The organism is Hamadaea sp. NPDC050747, from assembly GCF_040654195.1.
In the GTDB taxonomy this organism is placed as follows: Bacteria; Actinomycetota; Actinomycetes; order Mycobacteriales; family Micromonosporaceae; genus Hamadaea.
The window spans coordinates 34,932-54,948 of record NZ_JBFAHM010000026.1 but is presented as its reverse complement, the minus strand read 5'-3'; the positions used below and the strand labels follow the sequence as shown (position 1 = coordinate 54,948).

The following is a 20,017-nucleotide window of genomic DNA, read 5'->3' as shown; positions in this document are numbered from 1 at the left end:
GGGTTCCCAACCACTCCCCTCCACGTCTTCCCTCCACCACCTCCGGATCAGGGATCTCGGTCGAATCTTGGCCCAAGATTCGACCGAGATCCCTGATCCAGCGCCTCGGGAGAGCGCCTTGGGAGAGTGCCTTGGGAGAGCGCCTTGGGGGAGCGCGCGGTGAGCCCGGAGCGGACGGGTGGGGGTCAGAGCGACAGGCCGGCTTCGCCGACGGCGCGGTTGGTCGGCGGCGCCACCAGGGTCGCGATCGTCGCGAGGCAGATGAGCCCGACGATCACGCCGAGCCAGGCCAGCTCGCCGACGATCATGTAGTACGCCGGGGCCAGGAAGGTCAGGTCCAGCGCGACGGCGATGTCCCGAGCCCAGCGGCGGTGCTTGCCGACGGACCGGGCCAGCAGCGCGAGCAGGGCGCCGATCAGCACCGCCACGCCGGTGACGGCCCACGCCAGGCGCTGGTTCGCCCCGCCGACGGTGAGGTCCTCGTAGACGAGGAAGATCGTGATCGCGGCGGCGGCGACCGCTTGTGCCGACAGCAGCGCGACCGCGGCCCGCACGGTCGGCGGCGTCGCGGTGGGCGTACCCGTGTCTGTGACGGCCGGTGTGGTCATGGCCTCAAGGGTAGGCCCGGTAGATTGCGCCCCATGCGGGCCCTCCTCATCGTGAACCCGAAGGCGACGACCACCAGCGCGCGGAGCCGCGACGTGCTGGCCGGCGCGCTGCGCAGCGCGCTGGATCTGGAGCTGGGCTACACCCGGCGGCGCGGGCACGCCGGGCACCTGGCACGTCAGGCTGCCGAGGCCGGCGTCGAGCTGGTCGTGGCGCTCGGCGGAGACGGTACGGTGAACGAGGTGGTCAACGGCTTGATGGCCGGACCCGCCGAGACCCGGCCCGCGCTCGCGGTCGTGCCGGGTGGGTCGACCAACGTCTTCGTCCGGGCGCTGGGACTGCCGAAGGAATGGTCCGAGGCGACTGGCGTACTGCTGCAGGCGCTCCGAGAGGGCCGCAGCCGGACGATCGGGCTCGGTCTGGCCGACGACCGGTACTTCACCTTCTGCGCCGGTCTGGGGCTCGATGCGGCCGTCACCCGCCGGGTGGAACGGGCGCGTCGCAAGGGCCGCCGCGCCACCCCGGGGCTCTACCTCCGCTCGACCCTGGGCGAGTACTTCCTCGAACGGCATCCGGCGGACCTGACGCTGGAGCTGCCGGACGACGCGGACGAGGAACGGCTCGCCTCGATCATCGTGCAGAACACCGCACCCTGGACGTTCCTGGGCGACCGGCCGGTCCACCCGAACCCCGACGCCTCGTTCGATCTCGGCCTGGACGTCATGGCACTGCGGGTGCTGCGGGTGCCGTCGACGATGCGTACCGTGGCTCAGATTCTCGCGACCGACGGCGAACCGCGCGGCCGTCAGGTCGTCCGTTATCACGACCTTGCAGCGTTCACCGTCACTTCCGATACGCCACAGGCGTTTCAACTTGACGGGGACTACCTCGGAGAACGCGAGCAAGTTCGGTTCGCCGCGGTGCCGGAAGCACTCCGCGTGATCTGCTGACCGGACACTACGGCTCAAACGCCCATCCGTGGCAGTCCACACATATGACACGAGTCGGAAATACTAGTAATGAGGCGTGGAGAGTACTACATTCACAGATGACTGTCGTGCGCGGGGGTCAGGGTAACTCCTGGTGATCCGGACAAATGGGTCGTGAGCTTGCTCACCCGACCGGTTTTTTTCGCTTCACCCCCCTTGACATGGCGGGAGTTCGTGAAAGTATTCACAAGCGTATCGAGTCAAGCGCTCGCTGCCTGCTCACCGCTCACGGATTCGGTAACTGACCGTCACTGACGGTCATGTTTAACCTGCCGTGTACGCGGGACGCATACAGGGATACCCACACCCACTTCAGGAACAAGGAGTGTTGCCGCCATGGACTGGCGCCACCATGCGATCTGCCGCGATGAGGACCCGGAGCTGTTCTTCCCGATCGGGACGTCTGGCCCGGCGCTGCTTCAAGTCGAGCAGGCGAAGGCGGTCTGCCGGCGGTGTCCCGTGACCGACCAGTGCCTGTCGTGGGCAATGGATTCGGGCCAGGACGCCGGCGTCTGGGGCGGGATGAGCGAAGAGGAGCGGCGCGCTCTGAAGCGCCGCGGTGGGCTGCGCGTACGCGCCAGCGCCCTCTGAGCGGAGCACCCGCCGAAACCGCGAACTGACGACGCCCCGGGAATTCTCCCGGGGCGTTCGCCGTATCTGCAGGAAAGCGAAGGGCCCGGCGGAAGGCCGGGCCCTAGCGCTAGAGGTCGTCGTCCTCGTCGTAGCGGGCTAGATACGTGGCTAGCCGTTCGACGGCGGTCTCGAACTCCGGGTTGGCGTCGACGAAGTCCCGCAGCCGCTCGGCGAGCCATTCGACGGCCACCTGCTCGTCGCCCCGGCGTTCGACCAGTTCTTCGATGCCGCGATCGGTGAAGTACATCAGGCCGCCTTCGGCAGCGCCGCTTCCAGCAGCGCGGCCTGCTCCACGTCGTGCATCTTGGTGGAGCCCACCGCCGGGGCGGCCGCCGCCGGACGGGAGATCCGCCGCAGGCTGACCCCGTCGAGGTGCTCCAGCAGGTTCAGCGCGACGAACGACCAGGCACCCTGGTTGGCCGGCTCCTCCTGGACCCAGGCGAAGTCGACGGCGTTCGGGTACTTGGCCAGCTCCGCCTTGACTTCGTCGACGGGCAGCGGGTAGAGCTGCTCCAGCCGGACGATCGCGGTGTCCGTGACGCCGCGCTCGGCCCGAGCCTGGACCAGGTCGTAGTAGACCTTGCCCGAGCAGAACAGCACCCGGCGTACGGTCTCCGGCCGCAGGTCGCCCGTCTCACCGATGACCGGCTGGAACGTCCCGGTGGTGAAGTCGGCGATCTGCGAGATGCAGAGCTTGTTGCGTAGCAGCGACTTCGGGGTGAAGGCCACCAGCGGCTTCCGCTTCGGCGACAGCGCCTGCCGCCGCAGCGCGTGGAAGTAGTTCGCCGGGGTCGAGGCGATGACCACCCGCATGTTGTCCTCGGCGCACAGCTGGAGGAACCGCTCCGGCCGGCCCGACGTGTGGTCCGGCCCCTGGCCCTCGTGGCCGTGCGGCAGCAGCAGCGCGACGGAGGACTTCTGGCCCCACTTGGCCTCGCCCGAGGACACGAACTCGTCGATCACCGACTGGGCGCCGTTGACGAAGTCGCCGAACTGCGCCTCCCACATGACCAGCGCGTCCGGGTTCTCCACCGAGTAGCCGTACTCGAAGCCCATGGCCGCGTACTCCGAGAGCAGGGAGTCGTGCACGTAGAGCTTCGCGTTGTCCTTGGCGACCCGGGTGATCGGCAGATAGTCCTCGCCGCCGTGGGAGTCGACCACCGCGGCGTGCCGCTGGACGAAGGTGCCGCGGCGCGAGTCCTGCCCGGCCAGGCGTACGGTGACGCCCTCGTTCAGGAGCGAGCCGAAGGCCAGGATCTCGCCGAACGCCCAGTCGATGTCGCCGGCGACCGACATCTTCGCCCGCCGCTCCAGCAACTGCTGCACCCGCTTGTGCGGGACCAGTCCCTCGGGCAGGGTCGTGTGCGCCTCGCCGATCGCGGCGACGACCTCGGTGCTGATCGCGGTGGTGACCAGCGGCTCCGGCTCCGGCTCGCGGACCCGGGTCGGCCGGGCCGACGAGGTGGTCTGCGCGTCCCGGGTGGCCTTGAAGACCGTCTCCAGCTGGTTCTGGTAGTCCCGGAGCGCCTCCTCGGCCTCCTCGACCGTGATGTCGCCCCGGCCGATGAGCTCCTCCGTGTACAGCTTCCGGACCGAGCGCTTGGCGTCGATGATCTGGTACATCAGCGGGTTGGTCATCGACGGGTCGTCGCCCTCGTTGTGCCCGCGACGGCGGTAGCAGACGAGGTCGATGACGACGTCCTTGCGGAACGCCTGGCGGTACTCGAAGGCGAGCCGGGCGACGCGTACGACGGCCTCGGGGTCGTCGCCGTTCACGTGGAAGATCGGCGCCTGGATCATCCGGGCGACGTCGGTGCTGTAGAGCGAGGACCGGCTGTACTCGGGGGCGGTGGTGAAGCCGACCTGGTTGTTGACGACGATGTGGACGGTGCCGCCGGTCCGGTAGCCCCGCAGCTGCGACAGGTTCAGCGTCTCGGCCACCACGCCCTGACCGGCGAACGCGGCGTCGCCGTGCACCAGGACCGGCAGCACGGTGAAGCCCTCGTTGCCCAGGTCGAGGCGGTCCTGCTTGGCCCGGACGATGCCCTCCAGGACCGGGTCGACCGTCTCCAGGTGCGACGGGTTGGCGGTCACCGACACCGTGATGCCGTGCTGGCCGTCGGGCGAGGTGAACTTCCCGGTCATGCCCAGGTGGTACTTCACGTCGCCGGAGCCCTGCGTGGTCTTCGGGTCGATGAAGCCCTCGAACTCGTTGAAGATCTTCTCGTACGGCTTGCCGACGATGTTGGCGAGCACGTTCAGCCGGCCGCGGTGGGCCATGCCGATGACGACCTCGTCCAGGCCGTCCTCGGAGGACGCCTGCAGGACCTCGTCCAGCAGCGGGATCAGCGACTCGCCGCCCTCCAGCGAGAACCGCTTCTGGCCGACGTACTTGGTGGCCAGGAAGGTCTCGAAGGCCTCGGCGGCGTTGAGCCGGTTGAGGACGTGCGCCTGCTCTTCCTTGGTGGGCTTGGCGTACTTGCGCTCCACCCGGGAGGCGATCCAGTTGCGCTCCTCCGGGCTCTGGATGTGCATGTACTCCACGCCGGTCCGCCGGCAGTAGGAGTCGCGCAGCACGCCCAGCACGTCGCGCAGCTTCATCTTGTCCTTGCCGGCGAAGCCACCGACGGCGAACGTCCGGTCCAGATCCCAGAGGGTCAGGCCGTGCTCGCGGATGTCGAGGTCCGGGTGACGGCGGATCTCGTACTCCAGCGGGTTGGTGTCGGCCATCAGGTGCCCGCGTACGCGGTATTCGCGGATCAGCTCGATGACCCGGGCGGCCTTGTCGATCTGGCCTTCGGAGGTGTGCGCGATGTCGCGGACCCACCGCACCGGCTCGTACGGGATGCGCAGCGAGGTGAAGATCTCGTCGTAGAACTCGTCGCCGATCAGCAGCTCGTGCATGACCTTCAGGAACTCGCCGGACTGCGCGCCCTGGATGATCCGGTGGTCGTAGGTGCTGGTCAGCGTGATGATCTTGCTGACCGCCAGGTCGGCCAGCTGGGCGTCGCTCATCCCGGAGAACGGCGCCGGGTACTCCATCGCGCCGACGCCGATGATGGTGCCCTGCCCGGCCATCAGCCGCGGCTGCGAGTGGACGGTGCCGATGCCGCCCGGGTTGGTCAGCGAGATCGTGGTGCCGGCGTAGTCCTCCATGGTCAGCTCGTTGCGGCGGGCCCGGCGGACGATGTCCTCGTAGGCCTGCCAGAACTGCCGGAAGTCCAGCCGCTCGCAACCCTTGATGCTCGGCACGACCAGGTTCCGCGAGCCGTCCGGCTTCTGCAGGTCGATGGCGATGCCCAGGTTCACCTGCGGCGGCACGACCATCGTCGGCTTGCCGTTGGTCTCCGCGTACGAGTTGTTCATCTCGGGGTGCGCGGCGAGGGCCTTGACCAACGCGTACCCGATGAGGTGCGTGAACGAGACCTTGCCGCCGCGCCCGCGCGCGAGGGCGTTGTTGATGACGATCCGGTTGTCCGCGAGGAGCTTGGCCGGCACCGCCCGCACGCTGGTCGCGGTGGGCACGGTCAGCGACTGGTCCATGTTCTGGACGATCTTCGCGGCCACGCCACGCAGCGGAACGACTGTGGCTTCCTTCTTCTCCGGTACGCCGGCCGCCTTCACCGGAGCTGACTGCACTCCTGGCGCTTCACGCGAGCGCTCAGCGGCGGCAGCCGGCTTCGCCGGCGCGGCGGGGGCGGCCGCCTTCGGCGCGGCGGAAGTGGCGGCCGGTGCGGCCGTGGCCTTGGCGGGAGCCGATGCCGCGGCCTGAGCCGGAGCGGCCTTCTTCTCAGCGGCCGCGGTCGCGGCAGGCGCGCCCGGCTTGTAGTCCGCGAAGAAGTCGTGCCAGGCGGGATCCACGCTCGCCGGATCGGTCAGATACCGCTGGTACATGTCCTCGACGATCCACTCGTTGGGACCGAAGTCTGCCAGTGGGTTTTCCTGCGAGCTGTGTTGCGTCGACACGGTCGCTCTCGCCCTCTTCCACGCGGGTTGGTAGGGAAATCCTCAAGTCGGCTTACAAGGCTACGCGCTGCCCTAGCGGGCGTTCACCCGGAGGTCAAGGGGTGTCGCGGTTCACACGGTGAGCCAGGTCGCCTCGGCCGCGGCCAGCAGTCGCCGGTCCGGCCCGAACAGTCCGGTACGGACGAATCCCTTGCGGCCATCCGTTCCGGTGCACTCGCCGACGATCACACAGTCTTCACCCTCGGCCGGGATCGTCCCGATCTCGACAGTGATCCGGCCCAGCACGTACGGACGACCGGGAGCGATGATCGCCCAGCCACCGGGGCAGTCCAGGGCCGCCCAGATCGTCGGAATCCCGACGGAATCCGGCACGGTCCAGGATGCCGCCGTACGCCCGTCGGGCAGCCGCCCGGGGAAGATCCGCAACCCGTCCTCGCGCAGAGGTCCGCAGACGTAGCAGGTCGGGAACGGATGATCCGCGAATCCGGCGTACGCGGCGGCTTCGGCCGGATCGCCCCAGTCCGGTCCGGTCGGCGGCGTACCCGGCGTCGCGGTGGCGATCAGGCGGTCGCCGTCCAGCAGCTGCCCGTCGGAGGTCACCGTGAGCGGCGTCTCCAGCGGCGGCGGCTGCCGCAAGGTCACCGTCACCGGTCTGCTGATCCCCAGCCCGGCGGCAAGCATTCCGGCGGTGTACCCGCCGTTGCCGGAGGTGGGCGGGCCGTTGAAGCGAGCTGCGACGATCACCGCCTGAGCCTGCCACACCCGCATACACGCCGCGTGGGTTAGCGCTGGATCACGGATCCAAGTCGAATCAATGGGCCAAGATTCGACCCGCATCCGTGATCCGCCGCTTACGCGGCCGGCGAACGCGGGCAGTGCCGCCGCGTACAGGACGCGTCCAGCGTTCATCCGGATGTCACGCCGCCGGGGTCACATCGACACGTCTGCGCAGTTCCGGGCACTTACACAGAGCGCATGACACAGATCCTCACCGTTGCGCCGACGGGATACTCGGCGCTGATCGCGACGGACGCCGCCACCGTCGAGGCCGCGCAGCGGTTGCGGTACCGGGTGTTCGCCGAGGAGTGCGGTGCGACCCTCCACTCCACGACGCCCGGCCTCGACGTCGACGAGTTCGACGCGTACTGCGATCACCTCGTGGTGCGGCACGACCGCAGCGGCGAGGTCGTCGGCACCTACCGGCTGCTCCCGCCGCAGCGCGCGGTCTGGCTGGGCCGCCGCTACAGCGAGACCGAGTTCGATCTGAGCCGGCTGATCGTCCTTCGGGATCGGCTGGTCGAGGCGGGCCGGTCGTGTGTCGACCCCGAGCACCGCACCGGCGCGGTGATCAATCTGATGTGGGCGGGGATCGCCCGCTACCTCGCCGCCAACAAGTACACCTGGCTCGGCGGCTGCGCCTCGGTCCCGATCGCCGACGCCCCGGCCGTCCGCGAGGCCGTGCAGAAGCACCTGTCGCCACCGCAGCTGCGGGTCGACCCGCGGGTGCCGATCCCGGCGGACGAGGTTCCGGTGGGCCGCGCGAACATCCCTCCGCTGCTCCGGGGCTACCTCCGGCTGGGCGCCTGGGTCTGCGGCGAGCCCGCGTACGACCCGGACTTCGAGGTCGCCGACTTCTACGTGCTGCTCAGCCTCGACCGCGTCGACCCGCGGTACCTCAAGCACTTCCTCGGCGGTTCGGCCGATTCGGGTGGTGCGGCATGAACTTCTGGCGTCCCGAGGCCGGCTGCGGGCCGCACTGCCTGCCGTCGGGCACCCCTCGCGTAGGTCCCCTCCGCTACGCCGCCCGGATGGTCGGCGCGGCGGGCGTACTGCTCTTCGCCGCGGTCGCCCCGGCCCGGCCCGCGGTGGTCCAGGCGGTGGCCCGGGCACTGCTCAAGGTGCTCGGTCTCGATCTGCTCGTACGCGGAAAGCACCGCCCGGGTCTGCTGGTGGCCAACCATGTGTCCTGGGTGGACATCGTCGTCCTGCTGGCGCTGGACGGTAAGACGCGTCTGGTCGCCAAGAAGGAGGTCGGCGGCTGGCCGGTCATCGGGCGGCTCGCCCGGCGGCAGCGGGCCGTCTTCGTGGACCGGTCGCAGCCCCGGCGGCTGCCCGCGACCGTCGCCGAGGCGGCGGCCGGGCTGCGCGAAGGCGCGACCGTGGCGGTGTTCCCCGAGGCGACCACCACCTGCGGTGGCTGCCGGGTGCCGATGCGGTCGGCGTTCTTCCAGGCGGCGATCGACGCGGGTGCTCCGGTGACCCCGGTGACGCTGACCTTCTCCGTCGCGGGGGAGCGCAGCGCGGCGGCGGCCTTCGTCGGCGACGACACCCTGCTCGCCTCAGTACGCCGTCTCGCCCGCGCGAAGGGCCTGACGCTCACGGCCACGGCAGCCGCACCGCTGTTCCCGGAACCGGGCGCGGACCGCCGGGCGCTGGCCCGGGCCGCTGCCGCGACGATCGCCGCGACCCCGATCCTCACCCGCCTGCCGCGAACGACCCCGTCTCCCCGGACCACCCCGTCTTCCCGGACGACCCCTTCTCCCCGCCCGGTAACGGTCCCACCAGCTGCCGTCACCCCGGTGCCCGTCTCCCGCTGACCCCTCTTCCGGCCTATCCCGCTTCCGCCCTTTCCCACGTCCGCCCTGCCCCGCCGGTCCCGCCCTGCCCCGCCGGTCCCGCCCTGCCCCGCCCTGCCCCTGCCTTGCCCCGTCCTGCCCCTGCCTTGCTCCGCTGGTGCCGCCCCTTGCTCCGCCGGTCCCGCCCTTGCTCCGCCGGTCCCGCCCTTGCTCCGCCGGTCTCGTCCCGGCCCCAGGCCCTGCCCGCCGATCATGAACTATCGGTCGTGATCGACCCGGCGTGTCGTGGGCGAACCTCCATGATCGATCGCGGGGGGAGCGGGGGCTGTACGTCGGGCTGTTGCCAATCCATGATCAAGTGCCCTTCGTCAGCGATCGACGGGTCCTCTCCGCGATCAAGTGCCGGTGATATGCGATTTCGGCCCCTCCAGCGCTGACCACGGGAACATGATCATCGAATCGGCCGGTAAATCGCTGACGTACGGCACTTGATCAAGCTCGGGCATGCGGGTCGGGGGTCTTGTGGGGCCCATCCTGCAGCCAAGTTGATCATCGAGTTAGGGGATTGATCAGAACGCCGGGGACGCGACACGCCGGTCGATCACGACTGATAGTCCGTGATCGCGCGGAAAGGGCGGGGGGCCGGGGGGATGGGCGCGAGCGAAAGGAGTCGCGATATATCGCGAGTTCGGCTAGGGTGGCGGTGGGTTACGGGCGAAGGGGGCCGCGGTGGCGCAGTGGACGGTGCAGGATCCACAGCGGATCCAGTTGGACGGCGAGGTCGACCGCATCGACGTCAGCCTCGTCGTGGGCAAGGTCAGCGTCGTCGGCGTACCGGGCGCCGCTCGCATGGAGATCAAGGTCGCCGGCAAGAAGCCGGTGTATGTCGAGCACGACGCCGGTCGGCTCAAGATCCGGCACGAGTGGCGCCGGCGCTGGTCGGTCTACTGGTGGCTGTTCCATCGCCAGTACAACTGCGAGATCACCGTCGCCGTGCCGCCTGAGGCGATCGCGTCGGTGACGGTGGCCTCCGGCAAGGTGTCGGTGGCGGGTCTGCTGACCAGCACGGATGTCGATGTCACCTCGGGCCGGGTGAGCCTGCTCGGGCTGGCCGGCCGGACGAAGGCCAAGCTCGTCTCCGGTCCGGTGGAGGCGCTCGGGGTCGCCGGTGACCTGGTGATGGAGGCGGTGTCGGGCTCGCTCACGCTCGCCCAGTCGGGCGCCGATCGCGTACAGGCGACGACGGTCTCGGGATCGATCACCTGTGACCTCGACTCCACCACGCCTGCCGATGTCCGGCTGACCACGACCTCGGGCTCGATCACGATTCGCATTCCGGCCGAGGCCGACCTCGACGTCCGCCTCGACACGACGGCGGGCTCGATCACCACCGTCTTCCCCTTGGATCGCCAGGGCAAGCACTGGGCCGGCAGTGCCCGGGGAACGCTCGGCAGCGGCAGTGGAAGACTGAGTGCGACGACGACGAGCGGCAGCATCGCTCTGCTGGCGGGGGAGTGAGGAATGCCGCCGATCTTCTCGCACGGCCGGTTGCGGCTCTACCTGCTCAAACTGCTCGATGACGGGCCGAAGCACGGCTACGAGCTGATGCGGCTGCTCCAGGAGCGGTTCCAGGGCCTGTACGCGCCCAGCGCCGGGTCGATCTATCCCCGGCTGGCCAAGCTGGAGGAGGAGGGTCTCGTCAGCCGGGTCGCCGAGGGCAATCGGATGGCGTACACCCTGACGGGGAGCGGCCGGGCCGAGCTGGACCAGCGGGCCGGCGAGATCGCCGCGATCGATCGGGAGATCGAGTCCTCGGTGGAGGACCTGTCCGGGCTGGCCGATCAGATTCAGGCGCAGATCAGCGGCGGCCTGAAGGACATCCGCCGGCAGTTGCAGGAGCAGACCCGGCAGATGAAGTCGGGCGTACGCGTGACGCCGAAGAAGGAGCCGGCCCCGGAGAACGAGGCGCTGCTGCGCAAGCTGGAGGGGTTCACCGCCGAGGCGCGTACGCTCATCACCCGGGCGCAGCCGGGGACGGCCCAGGCGAAGGCGGTGTCGGCCACCCTCGACGCGACCCTTCGCACCCTCCGCGAGCTGCTGCGCTGACGCCGCACAGCGGGTTCTCAGATTCTTACAGATTTCTCTCAGCCAAAGCGCAGGCACTGCGCAGCGTCCCTGGGTTGAATGGGGTCATGAACTCCGCCCAGGTCGAGGCCAAGCTGCTCGTCGTCGAGGACGACCCCAACATCGTGGAACTGCTCAGCGCGAGCCTGCGGTTCGCCGGGTTCGAGGTGCGTACGGCGACCAGCGGGAGCGCCGGTGTCGCGGCGTTCAAGGAGTCGCGCCCGGACCTCGTGGTGCTCGACGTCATGCTGCCCGACCTCGACGGCTTCGAGGTGATCCGGCAGATGCGCTCGGACGGCGTGCGTACGCCGGTGGTGTTCCTGACCGCCCGGGACGCGACCGAGGACAAGGTACGCGGTCTGACGCTGGGCGGCGACGACTACGTGACCAAGCCCTTCAGCCTGGAGGAGCTGACCGCGCGCATCCGGGCGGTGCTCCGGCGTACGGCGGGCGAGCCCGCGTCGCCGAAGCTGACCTTCGCCGACCTCACCCTCGACGAGGAGACGCACGAGGTCTACCGGGCGGGCAAGCTCGTCCAGCTTTCGCCGACCGAGTTCAAGCTGCTGCGCTACCTGATGCTCAACCCCAACCGGGTGCTGTCCAAGGCGCAGATCCTCGATCACGTCTGGAACTACGACTTCCGGGGCGACGACAACATCGTCGAGTCCTACATCTCCTACCTGCGGCGCAAGATCGACACTGTGCAGCCGCGGCTGATCCAGACCCTGCGGGGCGTCGGCTACGTGCTGCGTAAACCGGCCATGTGATCGGGTCCGTGACCGTTTCATGAAACTCGCCGCTGGGCTGCGCCACCCCATCCGCACCAAGCCGTTGCGCGTCAAGCTCATGGCGACGGTGCTCGCCTTGCTCGTCGCCGCGATGTCGCTGATCGCGGTGGCCAGCGTGACGGCACTGCGCCGCTATCTGCTGTCCGACCTCGACACGAGCCTGGCGGAAACGTCGCGCCAGGCCGTCGAGAGCTTCAAGAACGGCCGCCCGCAGTACACGCTGCCGCCTTACTACTACGGTGCCACCACCGACCAGAGCGGTCAGTGGGTGCCGGCGACCGGGGTGTCCGACATCTTCGCCGACGGCCAGCTGCCGACCTTGCCCTCGGTGGAGGAGGCGGCCGGGCTGGCGGACGACCCGTACACGGTCGGCTCGCGCGCCGAGCCCAAGCGGTGGCGGGTGCTGATCACCAAGCTGCCCACCGGTCAGTACGGGCTGGTGGCCGCCTCGCAGTACGAGGCGGATCACGCGGTGCAGCGGCTGATCACGATCAACCTTTTCGGCGGGATCTCCGTCCTGCTGTTCGCCGCCACGATCGGGGCGGAGCTGATCCGGCGGAGTATGCGGCCGCTGTCGCAGATCGAGAAGACGGCCAGCGCCATCGCCGCCGGGGATCTGTCGCAACGCGTACCGGATCCGGAGCCGGAGAATCCGCGGCCGGTGACCGAGGTGGGGTCGTTGGCGCGGTCGTTGAACACGATGCTCGCGCAGATCGAGGCCGCGTTCACCGCGCAGGCCGCCTCCGAGGCGGCGGCGCGGGCGGCCGAGCAGAGCGCGCGGCATTCCGAGGAGCGGATGCGGCGGTTCGTCGCGGACGCCTCGCACGAGCTGCGCACGCCGCTGACCACGATCCGTGGGTTCGCGGAGCTGTACCGCCAGGGTGCGGTGAGCACCCGCGAGCAGACCGCCGAGGTGGTGCAGCGGATCGAGAACGAGGCCGCGCGGATGGGTCTGCTGGTGGAGGACCTGCTGCTGCTAGCGCGGCTCGATCGCGAGCGGCCGCTCAAGCTCACCCCGGTCGAGCTGCGCGTGCTCGCCGCCGAGGCGGTCGAGGCCGCGCGGGTGGTCGCGCCGGAGCGGCAGGTCACGCTGGTCACGGCGCCCGATTCCGGGCATCTAGTGGTACGCGGGGACGACGCGCGGCTGCGGCAGGTGATCGGCAACCTGCTGAGCAACGCTTTGACCCACACCCCGGCGGGTACGCCGGTCATCGTGCGGCTGGCCGCCGACTTGGACGACGGGCCGACCGGGACCGCGATCGTGGAGATCCACGACCGGGGTCCGGGGTTGACGTCCGAGCAGCAGGAGCGGGTGTTCGAACGGTTCTACCGAGCCGATCCGGCCCGGACGCGGCGGGCGGACGGGACGGTCAGCACCGGGCTGGGGCTGGCCATCGTCGCCGCCCTGGTCGCCGCGCACGAGGGTGTGGTGGAGGTGGAGTCCCAGCCGGGTGTCGGGGCGACGTTCCGCGTACGCCTGCCGCTGGTGGAGACGGACGACACCGGTCACGAAGAGGACGAACCCGAAGAAGACTCGTAAACCCGTCAGACAGGTTCACAGTTGAGTTTCAGGTTCGGCCAAGTTAGAGGTAAGAAATATCCGGAAGAATCATTGACATGAGCGACCCGCAGAGCAACCCCGAGCCGGCTGACCGGCAGATCCCGAATCCGTTCGCCGCCGATGCGTCGGCCGAGCGCCCGGCGACGCCTGAGCAGCCCTCTGCGGAACAGGCCGCGACGGCCTCGCCGGCCGCCGCGCCCGCAGGGCAACCGGCTTACGCGCCACCTACCTACAGCTACCAGTCGAACTACCCGACCGCGCCGCAGCCGGCGGTGTCCGGCGTACCGGCGTCGTCGGGCGCCCCGGTCGGCTCGTACGGCCCCGACCCGCTGCGGCGGGAGGGCGCGCCGGCGAGCGGGCCGGTGTGGATGCCGCCCGGCTCGAACCTGCCGCCCGGCTCGCCGTTCAGTCCCGCTCCGACGCCGTCGAAGTCGCGTCCGTTCCTGAAGGTCGTGGCGGGTGTCGCTGCGGCCGGTGTGATCGCGCTCTGCTCGGCGGTGGCCGGTGGCGTCGTCGGCGCAGCCGTCGTCGACAAGAACCCGGTCAGCACCACCACGGTCAACGCCGCTCCGGCGATCGACCGGTCGTCGCTGGCCGACATCGCGGCGAACGTGACGCCGAGCGTGGTCTCCATCAAGACCGGCTCCGGTGAGGGCTCCGGCGTGGTGTTCACCGCCGACGGCTACATCGTGACGAACAATCACGTCGTCGCGACCGCGTCCGGCAAGACCGTGACGGTCAGTTTCTCCGACGGCACCAAGACCACCGGCACCATCGTCGGCACCGACGCCCGGTACGACCTGGCCGTCGTGAAGGTCGACAAGACCGGCCTGACCGCGGCGAAGTTCGGCAAGTCCACCGACGTCCGCGTCGGCGACACCGTGCTGGCCATCGGCAGTCCGCTGGGCCTGGAGGGCTCGGTCACCGAGGGCATCATCAGCGCCAAGGACCGCACCATCACGGTACAGAACTCGACCATGTCCGGTCTGCTGCAGACCGACGCCCCGATCAACCCCGGCAACTCCGGCGGTGCGCTGGTCAACACCAACGGCGAGGTCGTCGGGATCAACTCGTCGATCGCGACCGACGGATCCAGCGAAGGCAACATCGGCATCGGGTTCGCCATCTCGAGCGACCGCGTGTCGGCCGTCGCCAACCAGCTCATCAAGGGCCAGAAGGTCGACCATCCGTACCTGGGCGTGAAGGCCTCCGACAACGAGACGGGCGGCGCCAAGCTGACCGAGGTCGTCTCGGGCGGCGCGGCCGAGAAGGCCGGGCTGAAGGCGGGCGACGTGGTCACCAGGTTCGGCGAGTCGGTGGTCAACGACGCCGACGACCTGGTGAACGCGGTCGGCTCGCACAACCCGGGCGAGCAGATCACCGTGACGTACCTCCGGGATGGAGCCACCAAGACGACAACCGTGACGCTGGGTTCGACGTCTTAACATCAAGCGCCGCGTCACGAGCGCGGTTCGCACAGCGCGTTACTCCTCCTCCCCATGTGGCGGCGGGTGACGGTGAGGCCGAGGGGGTTGGCCCGCCGTCACCCGCCGCTCTCTCTTTTCCATATCTGAGAACGTCTCTTGCGTGACCGGTGCCACAGCGTGTCTACTCTTAGCAAAGTTTGCTAACAGTTAACCGCTGCTGGCTCCCCCAGGAGGCCTCCTCATGCGTAGAAGACCCCTGTTCCACCTGATCACGGCGCTCGCCACGGGGGTGGCCGCGACCGGCCTCGCCCTCGCGGCCGTGGGCACCGCGCACTCCGCCACCGACCACGCCGCCTGTCGTCCGGACGGCCTCTACACCACGCCCGGGGTGGCGGTGCCGTACTGCGCGGCGTACGACATCAACGGGCGCGAGACGATGGGCACCGACCACCCGCGCCGCATCATCGGCTACTTCACCGGCTGGCGTACGGGCAAGGACGGGACGCCCGCGTATCTGGTGAACCAGATCCCGTGGACGAAGATCACCCACATCAACTACGCGTTCGCGCACGTCGACGGCACGAACAAGATCTCCGTCGGCACGCCGACCGCGGCCAACAACGCCGCCACCAACATGACCTGGCCGGGCGTCGCCGGAGCCGAGATGGACTCCGCCTACTCCTACACCGGTCACTTCAACCTGCTGAACAAGTACAAGAAGGCCAACCCGAACGTCAAGACGCTGATCAGCGTCGGCGGCTGGGCCGAGACCGGCGGCTACTTCGACGACAACGGCAACCGCGTCGACTCCGGCGGCTTCTACCGGATGACCACCAACGCGGACGGGTCGATCAACACCGCCGGCATCACCACCTTCGCCGACTCGGTCGTGACCTTCCTGCGGACCTACGGCTTCAACGGCGTCGACATCGACTACGAGTACCCGACGTCCAACAACGACGCGGGTAACCCGCTCGACTTCACGCAGGCCAACGCGCGGCGGGCCGGACTCAACCGGTCCTACCAGACGCTGATGAAGACGCTGCGCGAGAAGCTCGACGCCGCCGCGGCGGCCGACGGCAAGTACTACATGCTCACCGTCGCGGCGCCCGCCTCCGGCTGGCTGCTGCGCGGCGAGGAGGCGTACCAGACCACGCAGTACCTGGACTACATCAACATCATGTCCTACGACCTGCACGGCGCGTGGAACAAGTTCGTCGGCCCGAACGCGGCGCTGTACGACAACGGCGACGACGGCGAGCTGGCGGCGGCCGGGGTCTACGGGGCGTACCAGAACATCGGGTACCTCAACACCGACTGGGCGTACCACTACTTCCGCGGCGCGGTCCAATCCGGACGGATCAACATCGGCGTCCCGTATTACACACGGGGCTTCCGTAACGTGACCGGCGGCACCAACGGTCTGTGGGGCACGGCGGCGAAGACGGCCAACTGCCCGGCGGGTACGCAGAGCCCCTGCGGCGACGGCGCGGTCGGCATCGACAACCTCTGGCACGATCTCGACACCAGTGGCAACGAGGAACCGGCCGGCTCGAATCCGATGTGGCACGCGAAGAACTTGGAGAACGGGATCACCGGGGACTACCTCACGGCGTACGGGCTGACCCCGGCGACCGACCCCGACGACACCATCACCGGCACCTACGCGCGCAACTACTCGTCGGCCCTGGTCGCGCCCTGGCTGTGGAACAACACGAAGAAGGTCTTCCTGTCGACCGAGGACGAGCAGTCCATCGGCACCAAGGCGGACTACATCGTGAACAAGGGCATCGGCGGGATGATGATCTGGGAACTCGCCGGGGACTACGCGTACGACTCGGCCAAGGGCGAGTACTTCATGGGCAACACCCTGACCAACCTGGCCTACGACAAGTTCAAGTCGGCTTCGGCGTACGGGGCGTCCCGGGCCAACTCCGCGATGCCGACGACCACGCTGGCCGTCGACGTGTCGCTGACCGGCTTCGCCCTCGGCGACGCGAACTACCCGATCAACCCCGAGGTGGTCATCAAGAACAACTCGACGGTGACCATCGCGGGCGGGTCGAAGCTGGAGTTCGACTACGGCACCTCCGCGCCGGGCAACATGTCGCAGCAGTCCGGCTGGAGCATGTCGGTGACGGCCGGGCACACCGGCAGCAACATCGGCGGGCTGAAGGGCGACTTCCACCACGCCACCGTCACGATCCCGAGTTACCTCTCGATCGCACCGGGCGCGTCGGCCGAGTTCACCTTGAACTACGTCCTGCCGATCGCGTCGCCGTCCAACTACAAGCTGACGATCGGCACCACCACGTACGCCCTGAGCGTTGACCGGGCCCGGGGCGGCACACCGGCCTCACCTACGGCCAGCACCTCCGTGAGCACCTCGGTCAGCCCGTCGGCGAGCACGAGTGCGAGCCCGTCGACGTCGACCGGCACGTGCACGGCGGCGGCGTGGGTCGCGACGCAGGCGTACAACGGGGGCGCGGTGGTCTCCTACAACGGCCACCAGTACACCGCCAAGTGGTGGACGCAGGGCAACCAGCCGGACCTGAACACCGGGGACGGCAAGCCGTGGACCGACAACGGGGCCTGCTCGGGCGGTCCGTCGACGTCCGCGTCGCCGTCGGTGTCGCCCTCGGCCTCACCGTCCCGGTCGCCGTCCACCTCGCCGAGCACGTCGCCGTCGACCTCGCCGAGCGCGAGCGTCTCGCCGACGGCGACCGGCAGCTACCCGGCGTGGACGGCGGGAACCCTCTACACCGCGGGGGTCCGTGTGACCTACGGCGGCAAGGTCTATCAATGCCGGCAGACGCACACCGCGCTCGTCGGCTGGGAACCGCCCAACGTTCCGGCCCTCTGGCAGGCCGTCTAGTGAGGACAGACAAATAGTTCTCGGCCCGGGTGCCAAGTCCCCTTGCACCCGGGCCGTCGGCGGGTTCACGATGTTGCTGCGTTAATAGTCCGGCAATCAGACGGTGAGCTGGCTGTGATCGAGACTCGGGAGCTGACGAAGGCCTACGGGCGCCGCGTGGTCGTGGACGCGGTGTCGATGGCGGTCGGCCCCGGTGAGTTCATGGTCGTGTTAGGACCGTCCGGCTGCGGCAAGTCGACCATCCTGCGGATGATCGCCGGGTTGGAGGATCCCACCAGCGGTCAGGTCATCCTCGACAATCGGGTCGCCAACGACCTGTCCGCCCGGGATCGCGGGGTGGCCATGGTCTTCCAGGACTTCGCGCTCTACCCGCATCTGACCGCCCGCGAGAACATCGCGATGCCGCTGCGGATCGCGCACAGCGGGTCCCGGTCGCTGGCCGACGACATGCGCCGGGTGGAGCAGGTCGCCGGCTACTTCGGCGTGGCCGACCTGCTCGATCGCAAGCCGGGGCAGCTGTCGGGTGGCCAACGGCAGCGGGTCGCGGTGGCTCGCGCCATCGTCCGGGATCCCCGCGCCTTCCTGCTCGACGAGCCCTTGTCGCAGGTGGACGCCCATTTGCGGCTGCAACTGCGGCGGGAGATCGCCCGGCTGGCGCGCCGGTTGCGGGTCACCACCCTCTACGTCACGCACGACCAGCAGGAGGCGCTCGCCCTCGCCGACCGGATCGTCGTGCTGGAGAGCGGTCGCGTACGCCAGATCGGCACGCCTCACGAGATCAGCTCCGATCCCGCCGACGTCTTCGTGGCCGGGTTCGTCGGAGCGGCGCGGACGACCTTGGTCCAGGGCGCGGTCTACACCGATCGCCGCGGGACCTCCGTGCTGGACCTCGGTGAGCAGGCGCTGGACTCGGGCCGGGTGCTGCCCGGGCACCACACCGACCGGGTGACCGTCGCCCTGCGAACCGACGCGTTACGGCCGGTGCCGGTGGACGCCGAGGGCCCGGTGCTGCGGGGCACGGTGTCCTTCGTCGAGGATCTCGGCGCGGAGCTGCTCGTCCACGTCGCGACCGGCTTGGTCGGCGTGCCGGCCGCGTACGCCTCGCCGGACGCGCAGCGGTCGGGCGGCCGGATCGTGCCGCACCAGAGAACGCCGCTGGACGATCTCGAAGAGCCCTTCGGCGAACTGGTCGTCCGTGCCCCGGCGGGCACCCGGCCGCAGGTGGGCGAGGCGTTCGCCGTCGAGGTGGACCTCGACCGCGTCTTCCTCTTCGACCGCGGTGGCGGCCGGATCCGGGCCGAGGCCCAGGCCTGAGTCAGGGCTGGGTGAAGCCGAGGTCGGTGAACTGCGTACGCCCGTCTGCGCTGGTGAGCAGGTCGACGAAGGCGGTGGCGCCGGCCGGGTTCGGGCTGCCGGGCAGCGCCGTGACCTGGAATTCCTGGGCCGCTGCGGCGGCTTCCGGGAAGTCCACCGAGTCGACCTGGCCGATCGCGGCCAGCGCGTCGGTGCGGTAGACGACGGCCGCGTCTACGTCGCCGAGGGTCAGCTTGTCGAGGGCTTCCTTGATGTCGGCCACCTCGACCGGCTTGGCCAGGGTGACGCCGGCCTGGGTGAGCACCTGCTGCGTCGCCGCGCCGCAGGGTACCGCCGCCTGGCAGACGGCCACCTTCACCGTCGCCAGATCGGCCAGCTTGGCGATCTTCAGCGGATTGGCCGGGCCGACGGCCACCACGAGCGGCGTACGCCCCAACGACCGCGGGCTCGCCTTCGCGACCGTGGCGACCGTGACGGCGGGTGCGACGAGCACGTCGACGGAGGTCAGCTGCGACGTCGCGCGCTTGCCGGCGGCGTACCCGATCACCACGTCGGTGCCGGGATGAGCCTGCTCGAAGGTCGTCTCCAGGGCCTGGAGGATCGGCGCCAACGCGGGATCGGCGACGACAGTGATCTTGCCGCCGTTGTCCCGGTCGGGGGTGGCGGGTTTGCCGCAGCCCGTCACGAGGCTCGCCGCGGTCAGCAGGGCGGCGACGACCGCGACAGCCCGCTTCACGCGCGCTCCACCACGACCGTGGTGGACTTGACCACCGCGACCGCCAGGGAGCCGATCTCGAGGCCCAGCTCGTCGACGGCCTCCCGGCTCATCAGGGAGACCACCCGGAACGGGCCGGCCTGGATGTCGACTTGAGCCATCACCGCGTCCTTCACGATCGACGTCACGATGCCCCGCAGACGGTTGCGGGCCGACGACTGCCCGGCGCGCTCGTCCGGGTCGCCGCCGAGCGACCGGGCGAACTCCGCCAGGCTCCGGCCGGGGATCATCCGGTGGCCCTGCGGATCGCGGGTCGCCGGGAGGCGACCGGCGTCGACCCAGCGGCGGACCGTGTCGGCGCTCACGCCGAGCAGTTCGGCCGCCTCGCCGATGCGGAAGTCGGTCACGTCGGGCGACTCTACCGGGCTCACCTTTGCGCCGCT

17 protein-coding genes are annotated in these 20,017 nt (G+C 69.6%); 11 read left to right on the top strand and 6 right to left on the bottom strand.

The genetic code is table 11. The features are described from left to right. Window positions 1-185: 185 nt before the first annotated feature. Window positions 186-608: a hypothetical protein gene (locus AB0H43_RS38310; protein WP_360008428.1), complete on the bottom strand. Its 423-nt coding sequence runs from the start codon at window positions 606-608 to the stop codon at window positions 186-188. A 33-nt stretch (window positions 609-641) separates the two neighbouring features. On the opposite strand from AB0H43_RS38310, the gene AB0H43_RS38305 reads away from it, so the two are divergent. Together AB0H43_RS38305 and AB0H43_RS38300 are read left to right on the top strand one after the other, a co-directional pair. After that, window positions 642-1,556, top strand: coding sequence for a diacylglycerol kinase family protein (locus AB0H43_RS38305; RefSeq protein ID WP_360008425.1), 915 nt, complete (start codon window positions 642-644; stop codon window positions 1,554-1,556). Between the two features lie 375 nt (window positions 1,557-1,931). Next, on the top strand, window positions 1,932-2,186 hold the full coding sequence (locus tag AB0H43_RS38300; RefSeq protein WP_360008422.1) for a WhiB family transcriptional regulator: 255 nt from the start codon (window positions 1,932-1,934) through the stop codon (window positions 2,184-2,186). Window positions 2,187-2,295: 109 nt separating this feature from the next. Here AB0H43_RS38300 and AB0H43_RS38295 read toward each other — a convergent pair whose 3' ends face one another. The 3 genes from AB0H43_RS38295 to AB0H43_RS38285 form a co-directional block, all read right to left on the bottom strand. Next, window positions 2,296-2,475 (bottom strand): DUF6104 family protein, encoded by a 180-nt coding sequence (locus AB0H43_RS38295; RefSeq protein ID WP_360008419.1) that lies wholly within the window; start codon window positions 2,473-2,475, stop codon window positions 2,296-2,298. After that, window positions 2,475-6,194: a multifunctional oxoglutarate decarboxylase/oxoglutarate dehydrogenase thiamine pyrophosphate-binding subunit/dihydrolipoyllysine-residue succinyltransferase subunit gene (locus AB0H43_RS38290; RefSeq protein WP_360008416.1), complete on the bottom strand. Its 3,720-nt coding sequence runs from the start codon at window positions 6,192-6,194 to the stop codon at window positions 2,475-2,477. Before AB0H43_RS38290 ends, AB0H43_RS38295 begins: the two co-directional genes overlap by 1 nt. Window positions 6,195-6,305: 111 nt before the next feature. Further along, window positions 6,306-6,938 carry a hypothetical protein gene (locus AB0H43_RS38285; protein WP_360008414.1) on the bottom strand — a complete coding sequence of 211 codons (633 nt, stop codon included), beginning with the start codon at window positions 6,936-6,938 and terminating at the stop codon, window positions 6,306-6,308. 231 nt (window positions 6,939-7,169) lie between these two features. Here AB0H43_RS38285 and AB0H43_RS38280 point away from each other — a divergent pair, with 231 nt between their 5' ends. The 9 genes from AB0H43_RS38280 (at window position 7,170) to AB0H43_RS38240 (ending at window position 18,859) form a co-directional block, all read left to right on the top strand. Next, window positions 7,170-7,916: a GNAT family N-acyltransferase gene (locus tag AB0H43_RS38280; protein ID WP_360008411.1), complete on the top strand. Its 747-nt coding sequence runs from the start codon at window positions 7,170-7,172 to the stop codon at window positions 7,914-7,916. Continuing rightward, entirely contained in the window at window positions 7,913-8,791 is an 879-nt protein-coding gene (locus tag AB0H43_RS38275; protein WP_360008409.1) for a lysophospholipid acyltransferase family protein, read from the top strand. The genes AB0H43_RS38280 and AB0H43_RS38275 overlap by 4 nt, the downstream gene beginning before the upstream one ends. Window positions 8,792-9,499: 708 nt before the next feature. Continuing rightward, window positions 9,500-10,288: a DUF4097 family beta strand repeat-containing protein gene (locus tag AB0H43_RS38270; RefSeq protein WP_360008406.1), complete on the top strand. Its 789-nt coding sequence runs from the start codon at window positions 9,500-9,502 to the stop codon at window positions 10,286-10,288. Between the two features lie 3 nt (window positions 10,289-10,291). Then, entirely contained in the window at window positions 10,292-10,876 is a 585-nt protein-coding gene (locus AB0H43_RS38265) for a PadR family transcriptional regulator (RefSeq protein WP_360008403.1), read from the top strand. An 86-nt stretch (window positions 10,877-10,962) separates the two neighbouring features. Continuing rightward, a complete protein-coding gene (locus tag AB0H43_RS38260) occupies window positions 10,963-11,661 on the top strand; it encodes a response regulator transcription factor (RefSeq protein WP_360008401.1) in 699 nt (232 codons plus the stop codon). A 19-nt stretch (window positions 11,662-11,680) separates the two neighbouring features. Further along, window positions 11,681-13,222 (top strand): HAMP domain-containing sensor histidine kinase, encoded by a 1,542-nt coding sequence (locus AB0H43_RS38255; RefSeq protein WP_360008398.1) that lies wholly within the window; start codon window positions 11,681-11,683, stop codon window positions 13,220-13,222. A 77-nt stretch (window positions 13,223-13,299) separates the two neighbouring features. Then, window positions 13,300-14,688: a trypsin-like peptidase domain-containing protein gene (locus tag AB0H43_RS38250; RefSeq protein WP_360008396.1), complete on the top strand. Its 1,389-nt coding sequence runs from the start codon at window positions 13,300-13,302 to the stop codon at window positions 14,686-14,688. A gap of 223 nt (window positions 14,689-14,911) precedes the next feature. After that, complete coding sequence (locus AB0H43_RS38245; protein WP_360008393.1) at window positions 14,912-17,545, top strand: glycosyl hydrolase family 18 protein; 2,634 nt, start codon at window positions 14,912-14,914, stop codon at window positions 17,543-17,545. 114 nt (window positions 17,546-17,659) lie between these two features. Continuing rightward, window positions 17,660-18,859, top strand: a complete 1,200-nt coding sequence (locus tag AB0H43_RS38240) for an ABC transporter ATP-binding protein (protein ID WP_360008391.1) — start codon at window positions 17,660-17,662, stop codon at window positions 18,857-18,859. 1 nt (window position 18,860) lies between these two features. Here AB0H43_RS38240 and AB0H43_RS38235 read toward each other — a convergent pair whose 3' ends face one another. Further along, a complete protein-coding gene (locus tag AB0H43_RS38235; RefSeq protein ID WP_360008388.1) occupies window positions 18,861-19,595 on the bottom strand; it encodes an extracellular solute-binding protein in 735 nt (244 codons plus the stop codon). Further along, window positions 19,592-19,981 carry a helix-turn-helix domain-containing protein gene (locus AB0H43_RS38230; protein ID WP_360008385.1) on the bottom strand — a complete coding sequence of 130 codons (390 nt, stop codon included), beginning with the start codon at window positions 19,979-19,981 and terminating at the stop codon, window positions 19,592-19,594. The genes AB0H43_RS38235 and AB0H43_RS38230 overlap by 4 nt, the downstream gene beginning before the upstream one ends. Between the last annotated feature and the right edge of the window lie 36 nt (window positions 19,982-20,017).

Coding starts and splice junctions, on each gene's coding strand:
- AB0H43_RS38310 (WP_360008428.1), bottom strand. CDS start 608: ATGACCACACCGGCCGTCACAGACACGGGTACGCCCACCGCGACGCCG.
- AB0H43_RS38305 (WP_360008425.1), top strand. CDS start 642: ATGCGGGCCCTCCTCATCGTGAACCCGAAGGCGACGACCACCAGCGCG.
- AB0H43_RS38300 (WP_360008422.1), top strand. CDS start 1,932: ATGGACTGGCGCCACCATGCGATCTGCCGCGATGAGGACCCGGAGCTG.
- AB0H43_RS38295 (WP_360008419.1), bottom strand. CDS start 2,475: ATGTACTTCACCGATCGCGGCATCGAAGAACTGGTCGAACGCCGGGGC.
- AB0H43_RS38280 (WP_360008411.1), top strand. CDS start 7,170: ATGACACAGATCCTCACCGTTGCGCCGACGGGATACTCGGCGCTGATC.
- AB0H43_RS38275 (WP_360008409.1), top strand. CDS start 7,913: ATGAACTTCTGGCGTCCCGAGGCCGGCTGCGGGCCGCACTGCCTGCCG.
- AB0H43_RS38265 (WP_360008403.1), top strand. CDS start 10,292: ATGCCGCCGATCTTCTCGCACGGCCGGTTGCGGCTCTACCTGCTCAAA.
- AB0H43_RS38260 (WP_360008401.1), top strand. CDS start 10,963: ATGAACTCCGCCCAGGTCGAGGCCAAGCTGCTCGTCGTCGAGGACGAC.
- AB0H43_RS38255 (WP_360008398.1), top strand. CDS start 11,681: ATGAAACTCGCCGCTGGGCTGCGCCACCCCATCCGCACCAAGCCGTTG.
- AB0H43_RS38250 (WP_360008396.1), top strand. CDS start 13,300: ATGAGCGACCCGCAGAGCAACCCCGAGCCGGCTGACCGGCAGATCCCG.
- AB0H43_RS38245 (WP_360008393.1), top strand. CDS start 14,912: ATGCGTAGAAGACCCCTGTTCCACCTGATCACGGCGCTCGCCACGGGG.